Source organism: Celeribacter sp. SCSIO 80788, from assembly GCF_051054295.1.
Classification (GTDB): domain Bacteria; phylum Pseudomonadota; class Alphaproteobacteria; order Rhodobacterales; family Rhodobacteraceae; genus Celeribacter.
Window position 1 is genome coordinate 271,249 of record NZ_CP150482.1, and the last position, 15,151, is coordinate 286,399.

14 protein-coding genes are annotated in these 15,151 nt (G+C 60.8%); 11 read left to right on the top strand and 3 right to left on the bottom strand.

Translation table 11 applies throughout. From position 1 onward, the window contains the following. The first annotated feature begins 2 nt into the window (after positions 1-2). The 11 genes from nuoH to V1471_RS01560 all read left to right on the top strand — a co-directional run bounded on the left by nuoH (position 3) and on the right by V1471_RS01560 (position 11,246). Positions 3-1,040, top strand: coding sequence for an NADH-quinone oxidoreductase subunit NuoH (gene nuoH / locus V1471_RS01510; RefSeq protein ID WP_066704086.1), 1,038 nt, complete (start codon positions 3-5; stop codon positions 1,038-1,040). A gap of 3 nt (positions 1,041-1,043) precedes the next feature. Beyond that, positions 1,044-1,535, top strand: a complete 492-nt coding sequence (nuoI, locus tag V1471_RS01515; protein WP_226553151.1) for an NADH-quinone oxidoreductase subunit NuoI — start codon at positions 1,044-1,046, stop codon at positions 1,533-1,535. Positions 1,536-1,579: 44 nt separating this feature from the next. Next, positions 1,580-1,969, top strand: a complete 390-nt coding sequence (locus tag V1471_RS01520) for a carboxymuconolactone decarboxylase family protein (protein WP_081423799.1) — start codon at positions 1,580-1,582, stop codon at positions 1,967-1,969. Continuing rightward, positions 1,966-2,580: an NADH-quinone oxidoreductase subunit J gene (locus tag V1471_RS01525; protein ID WP_066704077.1), complete on the top strand. Its 615-nt coding sequence runs from the start codon at positions 1,966-1,968 to the stop codon at positions 2,578-2,580. The genes V1471_RS01520 and V1471_RS01525 overlap by 4 nt, the downstream gene beginning before the upstream one ends. Before the next feature lie 87 nt (positions 2,581-2,667). After that, positions 2,668-2,973 (top strand): NADH-quinone oxidoreductase subunit NuoK, encoded by a 306-nt coding sequence (gene nuoK / locus V1471_RS01530; protein ID WP_066603543.1) that lies wholly within the window; start codon positions 2,668-2,670, stop codon positions 2,971-2,973. Between the two features lie 6 nt (positions 2,974-2,979). Then, the gene (nuoL, locus tag V1471_RS01535; protein ID WP_434286514.1) at positions 2,980-5,091 is read left to right on the top strand and encodes an NADH-quinone oxidoreductase subunit L; all 2,112 of its coding nucleotides are present in this window, start codon (positions 2,980-2,982) and stop codon (positions 5,089-5,091) included. Then, positions 5,091-6,623 carry an NADH-quinone oxidoreductase subunit M gene (locus tag V1471_RS01540; protein WP_434286516.1) on the top strand — a complete coding sequence of 511 codons (1,533 nt, stop codon included), beginning with the start codon at positions 5,091-5,093 and terminating at the stop codon, positions 6,621-6,623. Before nuoL ends, V1471_RS01540 begins: the two co-directional genes overlap by 1 nt. A 13-nt stretch (positions 6,624-6,636) precedes the next feature. Beyond that, positions 6,637-8,073: an NADH-quinone oxidoreductase subunit NuoN gene (gene nuoN / locus V1471_RS01545; RefSeq protein ID WP_434286518.1), complete on the top strand. Its 1,437-nt coding sequence runs from the start codon at positions 6,637-6,639 to the stop codon at positions 8,071-8,073. A 31-nt stretch (positions 8,074-8,104) separates the two neighbouring features. Further along, positions 8,105-8,809: a biotin--[acetyl-CoA-carboxylase] ligase gene (locus V1471_RS01550; RefSeq protein WP_434286519.1), complete on the top strand. Its 705-nt coding sequence runs from the start codon at positions 8,105-8,107 to the stop codon at positions 8,807-8,809. Beyond that, positions 8,809-9,585 carry a type III pantothenate kinase gene (locus V1471_RS01555; RefSeq protein WP_434286520.1) on the top strand — a complete coding sequence of 259 codons (777 nt, stop codon included), beginning with the start codon at positions 8,809-8,811 and terminating at the stop codon, positions 9,583-9,585. Before V1471_RS01550 ends, V1471_RS01555 begins: the two co-directional genes overlap by 1 nt. Continuing rightward, positions 9,582-11,246, top strand: a complete 1,665-nt coding sequence (locus V1471_RS01560) for a ribonuclease J (RefSeq protein ID WP_434290845.1) — start codon at positions 9,582-9,584, stop codon at positions 11,244-11,246. The genes V1471_RS01555 and V1471_RS01560 overlap by 4 nt, the downstream gene beginning before the upstream one ends. A gap of 93 nt (positions 11,247-11,339) precedes the next feature. Here V1471_RS01560 and V1471_RS01565 read toward each other — a convergent pair whose 3' ends face one another. The 3 genes from V1471_RS01565 to V1471_RS01575 form a co-directional block, all read right to left on the bottom strand. Further along, positions 11,340-12,782: a DEAD/DEAH box helicase gene (locus V1471_RS01565; RefSeq protein ID WP_434286521.1), complete on the bottom strand. Its 1,443-nt coding sequence runs from the start codon at positions 12,780-12,782 to the stop codon at positions 11,340-11,342. A 140-nt stretch (positions 12,783-12,922) separates the two neighbouring features. Further along, a complete protein-coding gene (locus tag V1471_RS01570) occupies positions 12,923-13,372 on the bottom strand; it encodes a hypothetical protein (RefSeq protein ID WP_434286522.1) in 450 nt (149 codons plus the stop codon). A 102-nt stretch (positions 13,373-13,474) separates the two neighbouring features. Further along, complete coding sequence (locus V1471_RS01575) at positions 13,475-15,082, bottom strand: peptide chain release factor 3 (RefSeq protein ID WP_434286524.1); 1,608 nt, start codon at positions 15,080-15,082, stop codon at positions 13,475-13,477. Positions 15,083-15,151: the final 69 nt, after the last annotated feature.

A 15,151-nucleotide genomic window follows, 5' to 3' on the forward strand; every position in this document is an offset into this window, starting at 1 on the left:
CAATGGTCGAATATTTCACGACAACAAATCTGGGGATCTTCCTGCTCACCCTTGGGCAGATTTTGCTGGTCCTCGTGCCGCTCTTCGTGGCGCTCGCCTTTTTGATGTATGGCGACCGGAAAATCTGGGCGGCTGTCCAGATGCGCAAAGGTCCCAACATCGTGGGCATCTTCGGCCTGTTGCAGTCCTTTGCGGACTTCATCAAATACCTCGTGAAAGAGGTGGTCGTACCGGCAGGGGCGGACAAGTTCGTCTTCTACCTCGCACCGATGATCACCTTCATCACGGCGGCCATCGCCTGGGCGGTGATCCCGTGGAACGACGGCTGGGTGATCTCCGACATCAACGTCGCGATCCTCTACATCTTCGCGATCTCTTCGCTCGAAGTGTACGGCGTGATCATGGGCGGCTGGGCGTCGAACTCGAAATACCCGTTCTTGGGCTCGCTGCGCTCGGCGGCTCAGATGATCTCCTACGAGGTCTCGATCGGCCTGATCATCATCGGTGTGATCATCTCCACCGGCTCGATGAACTTCGGCGACATCGTTGCGGCGCAGGACGGGGCAGGGATCTTCTCGTGGTACTGGCTGCCGCATTTCCCGATGGTCTTCCTGTTCTTCGTCTCGGCTCTGGCGGAAACCAACCGCCCGCCGTTCGATTTGCCGGAAGCGGAATCGGAACTCGTTGCCGGTTATCAGGTGGAATACTCCTCCACGCCGTTCCTTCTCTTCATGATGGGCGAGTTGATGGCCGTGGTGCTGATGTGCGCGCTGATCTCGCTTCTGTTCTTCGGCGGCTGGAACTCCCCGGTTGAATTCCTGCCGGATGGCATCCTGTGGCTCGTCGGCAAGATGCTGTTCTTCTTCTTCATCTTCTCGATGGTGAAAGCCATCGTGCCGCGCTACCGCTACGACCAGTTGATGCGCATCGGTTGGAAAGTCTTCCTGCCGCTGTCTCTGGGCTGGGTCGTTCTGGTAGCGTTCCTTGCCAAATACGAAGTCTTCGGCGCGTTCTGGGCGCGCTGGACGATTGGAGGCTGATCCATGGCTCTCGATTACACCCGCGCCGCCAAGTATTTCCTGATGATGGACATCTGGGCCGGCTTCAAAATCGGTCTGCGGTATTTCTTCGCGCCCAAGGCGACGATCAACTACCCGCACGAAAAAGGCCCGCTCAGCCCGCGTTTCCGGGGCGAGCACGCGCTGCGCCGTTACCCGAACGGCGAGGAACGCTGCATTGCCTGTAAGCTTTGCGAAGCGATCTGCCCGGCGCAGGCCATCACCATTGATGCCGAACCGCGTGAAGACGGCTCGCGCCGCACCACGCGCTATGACATCGACATGACGAAATGCATCTACTGCGGCTTCTGTCAGGAAGCCTGCCCGGTGGACGCCATCGTCGAAGGCCCGAACTTCGAATTCTCCACCGAGACGCGTGAGGAACTGTTCTACGACAAGGAAAAACTCCTTGAGAACGGCGCGCGCTGGGAGGCGGAGATCGCCCGCAACCTCGAACTGGACGCCCCGTACCGTTAAAACCGGACCGCTAAGGAACCCACCCGTTGAACGATTTTGCCAAAATGTTCGGAGAGATGATCGCGCAGAGCCAGAAAATGGCCTCTGCGTTCAATCCGGCGCTGGAAAATTTCCAGGTGCCCGCCTTCGACAAGCTGTTCCCGACCATGGGGAAAGAGCAGATGGAAATGCTCTGGGGCAACACGTTCAACAAGGACGGGCTCGACAGCAAGACGCGCCTTCTGGTGATCCTCGCCGGTCTGACCGCGCAGGGTGCACAGGCCGAGGTGCCGTTCAAACTGACCGTCCGCCACGCGCTCGAGGCGGGGGCCACACAAAAAGAGATCGCGGAAGTGATCTATCAAATGTCAATGCTGGGCGGTGTTCCGGCGATGTCAAAAGCACTGGAGTTGGCGCAGGCCGTCTTCTCCGAGACGCAGGAGGACAGTGAATGACTGTCGCGGATTTCGCATTCTATTGTTTCGCCATCCTGATGCTGGTGGCCGGGGCCTTTACCGTGGTCTCGAAAAACCCGGTGCACTCTGTGCTCTGGCTCATTCTCACCTTCCTCTCCGCGGCGGGGCTTTTCGTCCTTCTGGGGGCGGAATTCGTCGCGATGCTGCTGATCATCGTCTATGTCGGCGCGGTGATGGTGCTCTTCCTCTTCGTCGTCATGATGCTCGATGTCGATTTCGCGGCACTCAAGGCGGGAGCGGCGAAATACCTGCCCTTCGGTCTGTTGATCGGTGTGGTGCTGATCCTGCAACTGTTCCTCGCCTTCGGCGAATGGCACAGCGCGCCGGGCGCCGAGGCGCTGCGCCGCACGGTGACGCCGGATGCGGTCGAGATCCACAACACCCAGGCCATCGGCATGGTGATGTACGACCAGTATCTGATGCTGTTCCAGCTCGCGGGGCTTGTGCTTCTGGTCTCGATGATCGGTGCGATCACCCTGACGCTGCGCCACCGCTCGGACGTGAAACGCCAGAACGTGCTGCACCAGATGTATCGCAAACCGGAAGACTCTTTCGAGATGAAGGACGTGAAACCGGGGCAGGGGCTTTAAGCCTCAGATGAATGACCGGGGCGAGTGTATCCCGCCCCGTATGAATGGCCGCAAACGGCGGCGAGAGAGAAAGAACTGAGGGACGACATGGTCGGACTTGAACATTACCTGACAGTGGCCGCGGCGCTGTTTGTCATCGGCATCTTCGGGCTCTTTTTGAACCGGAAGAACATCATCATCATCCTGATGTCGATCGAGATGATCCTGCTGTCGGTCAATATCAACCTTGTCGCCTTCTCCTCCTTCATGGGGGATCTGACGGGACAGATTTTCACGATGCTGGTCTTGACCGTGGCCGCCGCCGAGGCCGCCATCGGGCTTGCCATCCTCGTGAGCTTCTTCCGCAACCGCGGCACGATCGACGTCGAAGACGTCAACGTGATGAAAGGATAAGGGACCATGGAATCGATTGTCCTCTTTGCGCCGCTGGTCGGTGCCATCGTCGCCGGCTTCGGCTGGCGCGTGATCGGGGAGAAGGGCGCGCAGTATCTGACGACGGGCCTTCTCTTTCTCGCCGCGATCCTGTCCTGGGTTCTCTTTCTCACCCATGACGGCCAGACCCATCACGTCACGATCCTGCGCTGGATCGACAGCGGTTCGCTTTCGGTCGACTGGGGCATCCGCCTCGACCGTCTGACGACGATCATGCTGATCGTGGTCAATACGGTGTCGGCGCTGGTGCACCTCTACTCGCTGGGCTACATGGCGCATGACGAGAACTTCAACGACGACGAGCCCTACCGGGCGCGCTTCTTCGCCTATCTCTCGCTTTTCACCTTCACCATGCTGATGCTGGTGACCGCCGACAACCTGTTGCAGATGTTCTTCGGCTGGGAAGGCGTGGGCCTTGCCTCCTACCTGCTGATCGGTTTCTACATCAAGAAACCTTCGGCCGGGGCTGCCTCGATGAAAGCCTTCATCGTCAACCGTGTCGGTGACTTCGGTTTCATCCTCGGCATGGCCGGTCTGTTCTTCATGACCGACAGCATCCGTCTCGACGATGTCTTCGCGCAGGGTCCGGCGCTTGCGGGCACCACGTTGCATTTCCTCTGGAATGACTGGAACGCGGCGAACCTTCTGGCCTTCCTGCTGTTCATCGGTGCGATGGGCAAATCGGCGCAGCTCTTCCTGCACACCTGGTTGCCGGATGCGATGGAAGGGCCGACGCCTGTGTCCGCGCTCATTCACGCCGCCACCATGGTGACCGCCGGTGTCTTCCTCGTCACCCGCATGTCGCCGATCTTCGAATATGCGCCGCAGGCCCAGATGTTCATCGTCTACATCGGTGCGACCACCGCTTTCTTCGCGGCCACGGTGGGCCTGGTGCAGAACGACATCAAACGCGTCATCGCCTATTCGACCTGTTCGCAACTCGGTTACATGTTCGTGGCCGCAGGTGTCGGCGCCTACGGTCCGGCGATGTTCCACCTGCTGACTCACGCTTTCTTCAAGGCGATGCTCTTCCTCTCCGCGGGCTCAGTCATCACCGCGATGCACCACGAACAGGACATGCGGAACTACGGTGGTCTGCGTAAAAAGATCCCCTTCACCTTCTGGATGATGATCATCGGTACGCTGGCGATCACCGGGGTCGGTATTCCGCTCACGCATTTCGGTTTCGCGGGCTTCCTGTCGAAGGACGCGATCATCGAGAGCGCCTATGCCTCCGGTGTCGGCTACGCCTTCTGGATGCTGGTGATCGCGGCGCTGTTCACGTCGTTCTACTCCTGGCGCCTCATCTTCCTGACCTTCTTCGGCAAGGAACGTGGCGATCATCACGCCCATGAGCACGCCCATGAAAGCCCGCTCGTCATGCTGGTGCCGATCGGGGTGCTGTCTCTCGGCGCGATCTTCGGCGGGATGCTGTGGTACAACAGCTTCTTCGGCGATCACACGAAATTCACCGAGTTCTTCGGCCTGCCGCATCACGCGGAAGTCGAGATGGTGGACGGTCACGGCGAGGCGACCGGCGAAGCCGCTGCGGATGCGCATGGTGAGGCGGTCGTTGCCCATGCGGGCGAAGAGATGCACGCTGAGGCGCATGCCGAAGGTGTTGCCCCTCAAGGCGCGATCTTCGTGGCCGCGGACAACACCATCCTCGACGATGCGCACCACGCGCCGACCTGGGTGAAAGTGTCGCCCTTCATCGCGATGCTCATCGGTCTGGTGATGGCGATGTGGTTCTACATCTGGAGCCCGTCGCTGCCGAAGAAACTGGCCGAGAGCCAGCCGGTGGCCTACCGCTTCCTGCTCAACAAATGGTACTTCGACGAGATCTACGATGCGCTCATCGTGCGTCCCGTGCTCGCCCTTGGCCGCTTCTTCTGGAAACGCGGCGATGAAGGCACCATCGACGGCGCGATCAACGGTCTCGCCATGGGCATCGTGCCCTTCTTCACCCGGCTTGCGGGCCGGGCGCAGACGGGCTTCATCTTCACATATGCATTCAGCATGGTTCTGGGGATTGTACTCTTGATTACCTGGATGACGATTGGCGGGGGGGCACAGTAATGGATAACGTGCTTTCCATCGTCACCTTCCTTCCGACCCTGGCCGCCCTCATGCTCGCGCTCTTCCTGCGCGGCGAGGATGCGGTGGCGCAGAAAAATGCCAAGATCGTGGCCTTGTTCGCGACCGTGATCACCTTCGTGATCTCGCTCTTCATCCTGTTCGGCTTCGATCCCAAAGACACCGGTTTCCAGATGGTCGAAGAGGCCGACTGGATTATGGGGCTGAAATACAAGATGGGCGTGGACGGGATCTCGGTCCTCTTCGTCATGCTCACCACCGCGCTCATGCCGCTCGCCATCTGGTCGGCCTGGGACGTCAAGGTGCGCGTGAAGGAATACATGATCGCCTTCCTGCTTCTGGAAACGCTCATGCTCGGCGTGTTCACCGCGCTCGATCTGGTGCTGTTCTACCTGTTCTTCGAAGCGGGCCTCATTCCGATGTTCCTGATCATCGGTATCTGGGGCGGGCCGAACCGGATCTACGCCGCGTTCAAGTTTTTCCTCTACACCTTCCTCGGCTCCGTGCTGATGCTGATCGCGATGATCGCCATGTATGTCGACGCGGGCACCTCGGACATCGTTCAGCTCCTCGGTCACGAGTTCTCGCATGACACGATCACGGTTCTGGGCTTCCACATTGTCGGCGGGTTCCAGACGCTGGCCTTCCTCGCCTTCTTCGCCTCTTTCGCGGTGAAGATGCCGATGTGGCCGGTGCACACCTGGTTGCCGGACGCCCACGTGCAGGCACCGACGGCGGGCTCGGTCATTCTGGCCGCGATCCTTCTGAAAATGGGCGGTTACGGCTTCCTGCGCTTCTCGCTGCCGATGTTCCCCTATGCCTCCGAACTTCTGTCGAACTTCGTGCTCTGGCTCTCGGTGATCGCCATCGTCTACGCCTCGCTCGTCGCGCTTGTGCAGGAAGACATGAAGAAACTCATCGCCTATAGCTCGGTTGCCCACATGGGCTACGTGACGGCGGGGATTTTCTCCTTCAACCAACAAGGCCTTGATGGCGCGATCTTCCAGATGATCTCGCACGGGTTCGTCTCCGGCGCGCTCTTCCTTTGTGTCGGCGTGATTTACGACCGGATGCACACCCGTCAGATCGACGCTTTCGGCGGTCTGGTGAAAAACATGCCGGCCTATGCGCTCGTGTTCATGTTCTTCACCATGGCGAACGTCGGCCTGCCGGGTACCTCGGGCTTCGTGGGCGAATTCCTCACCATCATCGGCATGTTCCAGGCCAACACCTGGGTCGCTCTCGTGGCCGCCACCGGTGTGATCTTCTCCGCCTCCTACGCGCTTTGGCTCTATCGCCGGGTCGTGCTGGGCGATCTGATCAAGGAAAGCCTGAAGACCATCAAGGACATGAACGCGCGCGAGAAATGGATTTTCGCACCGCTCGTGGCGATGACCCTGATCCTCGGCGTCTACCCGTCGCTGGTGACGGATCTCATCGGGCCGTCGGTCTCGGCGCTGATTGACAACTACCATGCCGCTCTGCCGATGGTCGCAGACGCCGCAACGCACTAAGGGACACGGAGATATGACCTCTACAGACTTTTCCATCGTCCTGCCGGAAGTACTTCTTGCCATCTACGGCATGGCGGCGCTCGTCTTCGCCGTCTACACCGGCAAGGACAAACTCTCCGGCCTCGTCACCTGGCTCACCGCGGCGGTCTTCGTGATCGTGGCGCTCTGGATCGGGCTCGGCGGGCAGGGCAGCCGCGTTGCCTTCGGCGGCCTGTTCATCGACGACGCCTTCTCGCGTTTCGGCAAGGTCGGCGTGCTGCTCGCGGGGGCTGCGGTCCTCGTGATGTCGCATGACTTCCTCGAGAAACGCGGTTTCGCCAAGTTCGAATATCCGATCCTCGTGCTGTTCTCCACGATCGGCATGATGGTCATGGTCTCGGCGGGCGATCTCATGTCGCTCTACCTCGGCCTCGAACTGATGTCGCTGTCGCTCTACGTCATCGCGTCCTTCCGTCGCGACAACGTCAAGTCGACCGAAGCGGGCCTCAAGTATTTTGTGCTCGGCTCGCTCTCCTCGGGCCTGCTGCTCTACGGCTCCTCGCTGATCTACGGTTTCTCCGGCACGACCTCCTTCGCCGGAATCATCACCGTGGTGCAGGGCAATGTGCCGCTGGGCGTGCTGTTCGGCCTGATCTTCGTGATGACCGGTCTGGCGTTCAAGGTGTCTGCCGTGCCGTTCCACATGTGGACCCCGGACGTCTATGAAGGCGCGCCGACGCCGACCACCGCCTTCTTCGCCACCGCGCCGAAACTGGCCGCCATGGGCCTTTTCGCCCGCGTGCTGTTCGATGCGTTCGGCGGCGTGCCGGGTGACTGGCAACAGGTGCTCGCCGTGATCGCCGTGGCCTCCATGTTCTGGGGTGCCTTTGCCGGGATCGGCCAGACCAACATCAAGCGTCTGATGGCCTATTCCTCCATCACCCACATGGGCTTTGCGCTCATGGGGCTGGCGGCGGCCAATGCCGAGGGTGTGCAATCCGCGATGGTCTATATGGCGATCTATGTCGCGATGAACATCGGCGCTTTCGCCTTCATCATGACGATGGAGCGCGACGGCAAGCCGGTCACCGATCTGTCCGCGCTGAACCTCTACTGGCGCGTTTCGCCGACCAAGGCTCTGGCCGTGCTGGTGCTGTTCTTCTCGCTCGCCGGTGTGCCGCCGATGCTCGGCTTCTTCGCCAAGTTCTCCGTGCTCATGGCGGCTTGGAACGCCGGTCTCACCTGGCTTGCGCTCTTCGGTGTGATCGCCTCGGTGATTGCGGCCTTCTATTACCTCCGCGTCGTCTACTACATGTATTTCGGCAGCGAGGTTGAGCCGCTCGACAACACACGGAGCCCGGTGGCCTTCGCGCTTCTGGCCGTCTCCGCTCTGATCATGCTCGTCGGTATCGTGAACATGTTCGGTGTGGACGGTATGGCGGCCATCGCGGCGGATGCGCTTGTCAAGTAACCGCCATACATGGCCCGAAGGGGTGGGGCGCATGGTCCTCCCCTCCGTGGACAGCACCATGTCGGAGGCCGCGCGTGTCGCGGCCTCTTCCGCGTTTCCGCAATGGATTATGGCGCTCTCGCAAACCTGCGCTCATGGCCGTCGTGGCCGCCCGTGGTCGATGCCGGAGGGCAATTTCGCCGCCACGCTGCTGATGTTCCCGACCGAACCGCCGGCACTTGTTGCGCTGCGCAGCTTTGTGGCCTCTCTGGCGCTTTACGACGCCTTTGTCGCCGTCACCGGACGGAGCGATCCCTTTGCGCTCAAATGGCCGAATGACGTGCTGCTGAACGGCGGCAAGGTGGCTGGTATCCTGTTGGAGCGCGGGCCCTCGCATCTCGCCATCGGCATTGGCATCAACCTGGTCGAAGCGCCCGGCGCGGATCAGGTCGAAGCGGGCGCGACGCCGCCCGTGTCGCTCGCGCATGAAACCGGCGCACTGATTGCGCCCGAGGAATTCCTCGACCATCTGGCCCCGAGTTTCGCCTATTGGGAAAGCCAGTTCACCACCTACGGGTTCGGCCCGGTGCGGGAGGCCTGGCTCGCCCGTGCGGCGCGTCTCGGCACCGAAATCCGCGCCCGCACCATGCGCGAGACCCATCACGGGATTTTCGAGACCGTGGATGCCTTCGGCAATCTCGTGCTCGACACGCGCACGGGCAAACTCACCATCCCAGCCGCAGAGGTCTATTTCTGATGCTTCTCTGTATCGACACCGGCAACACCAACACCGTCTTTTCCATCTGGAACGGTCGCGAGATCATCGCCACATGGCGCACCTCGACCGAACATCAGCGCACGGCGGACCAGTATTACGTCTGGCTCTCGACCCTGATGAATTTTCAGAAGATCGAGGCGGATATTTCCGAAGTGATCATCTCCTCGACCGTGCCGCGCGTGGTGTTCAACCTGCGGGTTCTGGCGAACCGCTATTTCGACTGTCGGCCTTTGGTGGTCGGCAAACCCGAATGCCTTTTGCCGCATATGCCGCGGGTGGACGAGGGCACGACCGTCGGGCCCGACCGTCTGGTGAACTCCGCGGGCGCCTTCGATCTTTATGGTGGCGATCTGATCGTGGTGGATTTCGGGACAGCCACGACATTCGACGTGGTCTCCGAGGACGGGGCCTATGTCGGTGGCGTGATCTCTCCCGGGGTCAACGCCTCGCTCGAAAGCCTTCACCACGCCGCTGCCGCCCTGCCGCATGTCGATGTCACCATGCCGCAAAAAGTCATCGGCACCAATACGGTGGCCTGTATGCAATCGGGCGTGTTCTGGGGCTATATCGGGTTGGTGCGTGAGACATGTAACCGCATCAAGGACGAATATGGCCGCCCAATGCGGGTGATCGCGACCGGAGGGCTTGCGCCGCTGTTCAATCAGGGCCACAAACTCTTTGACCATTTCGACGAATTTCTGACGATCCACGGCCTTGTCGTGATCCATAATTATAACAAGGACATGGGCAACTGATGAGCGAACGTCTTCTCTATCTTCCCTTGGGCGGCGCCGGCGAGATCGGCATGAACTGTTACGTCTACGGCTACGGCCCGGAGGGGGGCGAGCGCTATATCGTGGTCGATCTCGGCGTCACATTCCCGTCGATGGACGGCACGCCCGGTGTCGATCTGATCTTTGCCGACATCGCCTGGCTCGAAGAACGCAAGGACCGGATCGAGGCGATTTTCATCACCCATGCGCATGAAGACCACGTCGGTGCGGTCGGCCACCTCTGGCCCCGGCTCGACGCGCCGGTCTATGCCCGCGCCTTCACCGCCCATATCGCGCGGTTGAAATTCGAAGAGCACGGCCATGACGAGCTCCAGATCAAAACCGTGTCGAAATGGCCCGAAACCATTCAATGCGGACCGTTCACCGTCGGCTTCCTGCCGGTGTCGCACTCGATCCCGGAATCTTCGGCACTGGTGATCGACACGCCCGCGGGCCGCATCATTCACACGGGCGATTTCAAACTCGATGAAAATCCGGTGGTGGGTGAGCCCTTCGACCGGGCGCTTTGGGAAAGCGTCGCCTCCTCGGGCGTCAAGGCGCTCGTGTGTGACTCGACCAACGTATTCTCGTCGAAACCGGGCCGCTCCGAATCCGAAGTGGTCGAACCGATCACCCAGCTCGTCGCCTCGCTCGACGGTATGGTGGCGGCGACCACCTTTGCCTCCAACATCGCGCGGGTCAAAACGCTGGCCGAAGCGGGCTCCAAAGCCGGGCGTTCCGTCGTGCTGCTGGGCCGCGCCATGCGCCGGATGATCACCGCCGCCATCGAGACCGGCATCATCGCCGATTTCCCGAAAACCGTTTCGCCGGAAAACGCGGGCGATATTCCGCGCGAAAATCTTATGCTGCTGACCACCGGGTCGCAGGGCGAACATCGCGCCGCCACCGCGCAGCTTTCGCGCGGCAAATATCTCGGCCTCAAGATGACCGAGGGCGACACGGTGATTTTCTCCTCGAAAACCATTCCGGGCAACGAGGTCTCCGTGGGGCGCATCCTCAACAGCTTCTCGGAAATGGGTGTCGAAACCATCTCGGGCCGTGATGAATACCACGTCTCCGGCCATGCCAACGGCCCGGATTTGGCGCTTCTGCACGAGATCGTCAAACCGCAGATCGTGATCCCGATGCATGGCGAACACCGCCATCTGCGCGAGCATGCAAAAATGGCCGAGAGCAACGGGTATCAGGCCATCGTTGCCCCCAATGGCGTCGGTGTGGACCTCTCCGGCAATAAGCCGCGTGTCTCTGAATATATCGAGACCGGCCGGACCTATCTCGATGGCTCCGTCCAGATCGGTGCGCTCGACGGGATCGTTCGCGACCGGATTCGCATGGCGATGAACGGGCTGGTCGTCGCCACAGTGATCGTCGAGGACGATGAACCGCTGGGCGATTGCTGGTGCGAGCTGCGTGGTCTGCCCGAGGTGGGCCTGTCGCGCGCGCCTCTGGTCGATGTGCTCGAAGAGGACGTGAATCAATTCCTGATGCGCGCCAAGCCCAAGACGCTCTCGGATGACGACGCGCTCGAAGAGGAAATGCGCCGGATCATCCGCAAAACGACGCAGGAAGAGGTGGGCAAGAAACCCGAGGTCCAGATCGTCATTTCGCGCCTGTCGAGCTGATCAGGGCGCCTGTTTCCTTTGCTGCCCTAAATACTCAAAACAAAACCCGCGCTTTCGGCGCGGGTTTTTTAATGTCCGGGAAGGGGAGGGGGATCAACCCGCCTGACGTTCCTCAAAGCTCAGCGCGATGAAGGAGGGCAGGTGATCGCCAAGACCAACGACCTTGTTGTCGTCTTCCTTGCGGCCCCGGCCACGGCGCGCGCGATTGTCGGAGCGCAGTTCGGATTTCGGGGCCTCTTCGCGGGGAGTCTCCTCGGCCTGTACCTCGACAGGTGCCTCGGTTTTGGGGGCGTCCTCGGGCTTGCGTCTACTACGCGACCGGGAGCGCTTCGGCTTGTCGCTGCGCAGCTCGGTCTCATCTTCGCCAGCGGTCGCTTCCGGGGCATTGCCCAGCGGGTTGTCCATCCGGGGGATTTCCTTGGTCAGAAGCGTCTCGACATCGGCGAAATTCTTTTCGTCGCGCGGCTCGACCAACGTGATCGCCTTGCCGTCACGACCCGCGCGGCCGGTGCGACCGATGCGGTGGACGTAATCCTCGGCATGGCCGGGCACGTCGAAATTGAACACATGGGTGACGGAGGGCACGTCCAGACCGCGGGCGGCCACATCGGAGGCCACAAGGATCTTGATATTGCCGGCCCGGAACCCGTCGAGCGTGGCGTTGCGTTGGCTCTGGTCCAGATCGCCATGGATCGGGGCCGCGTCATAGCCGTATTTCTTCAGCGATTTCGAGACGATATCCACATCCGTCTTGCGGTTGCAGAAGATCACCGCGTTCTGAAGCGTCGGGCCTTCCTGATCGATCAGCGCGCGCAGCACAGCGCGTTTTTCCGAGGCTGCACGGTCGCGGCGCGAGCCTTTGAACATCACCGCGTGCTGTTCGATGCGCTCGGAGGCGGTCGCCTGACGCGCCACTTCGATCTTCGCGGGCGCAGAGAGGAAGGTGTTGGTGATGCGCTCGATCTCCGGCGCCATGGTGGCCGAGAAAAACAGCGTCTGGCGGGTGAAGGGCGTCAGACCGAAGATGCGCTCGATGTCGGGGATGAACCCCATGTCGAGCATCCGGTCGGCTTCGTCCACCACCATGACTTTCACGTCAGACAGGATCAGCTTGCCGCGCTCGAAATGATCGAGCAGGCGTCCGGGCGTGGCAATCAGCACGTCGACACCCTTGTCGATCAGCGCGTCCTGTTCCTTGAAGCTCACACCTCCGATCAGCAGCGCTTTGGTGAGCTTCATGTATTTGGTGTATTGATCGAAGTTTTCGGCAACCTGCGCGGCCAGTTCCCGCGTCGGGCAGAGCACCAGCGACCGCGGCATGCGCGCGCGCGCGCGGCCACGGGCCAGCATGGTGATCATCGGCAACACGAAAGACGCGGTTTTCCCGGTCCCTGTCTGGGCGATGCCCAGCACGTCACGGCCCTCAAGCGCGGGCGGAATGGCACCGGCCTGAATGGGGGTCGGGGTCTCGTAGCCAACGTCTTCGATGGCTTTGAGAACTTTCGGAGCGAGATTGAGATCGGTGAACTTGGTCAAACTGTGCCTTTCGCGATGGTGCGGCTGTGAAAATGGCCGCAAAACCCCGCGCGGCCCGCCCGGCCATATTGCCGGAACGCTTTGGACCGCCTTCTACGCTTCAATCACGAAAAGGTCAAGGAAAGGCAGGTTTGATGGGTTCAGCCGCCCACGATCACCGCATTTTCGAGAATGGCGGCTTGCCATGTCTCCGGATCGAGCACCGGTTTCATGTTGCCCTTGATGGTGATCCGGGTGCCTTCCTCAAGGCCCTGGATCGGCGTATTGAGGCTGACCTGTACGGAGGCGCCATGGTCTGCGCTGCCGCAAAACGGGCAAAGCCCCATGTCGGAGACGAGGATCAGATCGGTGACATCCGCGCCGGGCGTCAGCGGCACGGCATAGCCCGTGAGCTCCATCCCCTCGACACCGTTCTTGAGCCGCTCCGGGAAGCCTTTTTTCACCTCATAGGTGGTGTCGGTCACGATCTCTTCGATGGTGATGCCCTTGAGCATGTCCCAACCGGCGGTCTCGGCGAAGGCCGGAAGTCCCAGCGCGGAGACGGCGGTGGCGGAAAGACCGGCGGTAAGAGCGAGACGGCTGACGGGCATGAGCATTCCTCGAAGTGGCAATGGTGGCGGCAGTTTAACCGATCCGTGCCGGGTGGGAATCCCTTTTGGTACGGATCGGCGAATTGCTGCGCTCAGGGCACATCAGATCATCATTTCCTTGGTCGCTGAAAGCTTCAGCGCCGGATAGTCCCGTTCGATCCGGTCGATGTCCCATTGCAAACGCGTCAGGTAGACCGGATCGCCATCGTGATCGTAGGAGATGTGCTGTTTGTTCGCGTTGATAAACTTGTCCATTTCCAACTTCGGACCGCTCACCCAGCGCGCAGACGTAAACTGCGATGCGTCAAATCGAACAGGCAGGCCATATTCAAGCTCGATGCGCGAGGCCAGAACTTCGAACTGAAGCGCACCGACAACGCCGACGATAAAGCCAGACCCAATCGAGGGTTTGAACACCTTGGCGGCGCCTTCCTCGGCGAATTGCATCAGCGCTTTCTCCAAGTGCTTGGCTTTCATCGGATCGCCCGCGCGGACGCCCTGCAACAATTCCGGGGCAAAGCTCGGAATGCCTGTCACGCGGATGTCCTCGCCCTCGGTCAGCGTGTCGCCGATGCGCAGCTGGCCGTGGTTCGGAATGCCGATGATGTCCCCGGCCCAGGCCTCTTCCGCCAATTCGCGGTCGGAGGCCAGAAACAGCACCGGGTTCGAGATCGCCATCGGCTTTTTCGACCGCACATGCATCAGCTTCATGCCGCGTTTGAAATGCCCGGAGGCCAGCCGCACAAAAGCCACGCGGTCGCGGTGCTTCGGGTCCATATTGGCCTGAACCTTGAAGACAAAGCCCATGACCTTGGTCTCTTCCGGCCCAATCTCGCGCGGTTCGGCGGATTGCGGCTGCGGCACGGGGCCGTATTTGCCGATCCCGTCCATCAGTTCTTTGACGCCAAAGGAGTTGATCGCGGAGCCGAACCAGATCGGTGTCAGCGTGCCGTCCAAAAAGGCCTGCCGGTCGAACGGCGGCAAAAGCTCGCGCGCCATCTCGAGCTCTTCCTTGAGCTGTTCCAATAGGTGCTCCGGCACATGGTCCTTGAGCTTCGGATCGTCCAGCCCCTCGATCTTGATGCTCTCGGCAACCTTGTTGCGGTCGGCGCGGTCCATCAATTCGAGACGGTCGTTCAACACATCGTAACAGCCAAGGAAATCCCGCCCGACGCCAATCGGCCAAGAGGCGGGTGTCACGTCGATGGCAAGGTTTTCCTGAATTTCATCAATGATCTCAAGCGTGTCCCGGCTTTCGCGGTCCATCTTGTTACAAAAGGTCAGGATCGGCAAATCGCGCAGGCGGCAGACCTCGAACAGTTTCTGCGTCTGGCTTTCGACGCCCTTCGCCCCGTCGATCACCATGATCGCGGCGTCCACAGCGGTGAGCGTGCGATAGGTGTCCTCGGAGAAATCCGAGTGACCGGGCGTGTCGACAAGGTTGAACCGATAGCCCGAGAAATCGAACGACATCGCCGAGGCCGACACGGAAATCCCGCGGTCTTTTTCCATCTGCATGAAGTCCGAGCGCGTCCGCCGCGCTTCGCCTTTCGCGCGCACCTGACCGGCCATCTGGATCGCGCCCCCGTACAACAGGAATTTCTCCGTCAACGTCGTCTTACCGGCGTCCGGGTGCGAGATGATGGCGAAGGTCCGGCGACGGGCAATCTCCGGCGGCAATTCGGGGGCGTTATGCGAGCGATCCAACATGCGCGTTCATATACGCGCGGGCGTCATTCCCGGCAATGGGCCAGAAGACTTTGCGTACAACAAAAACGC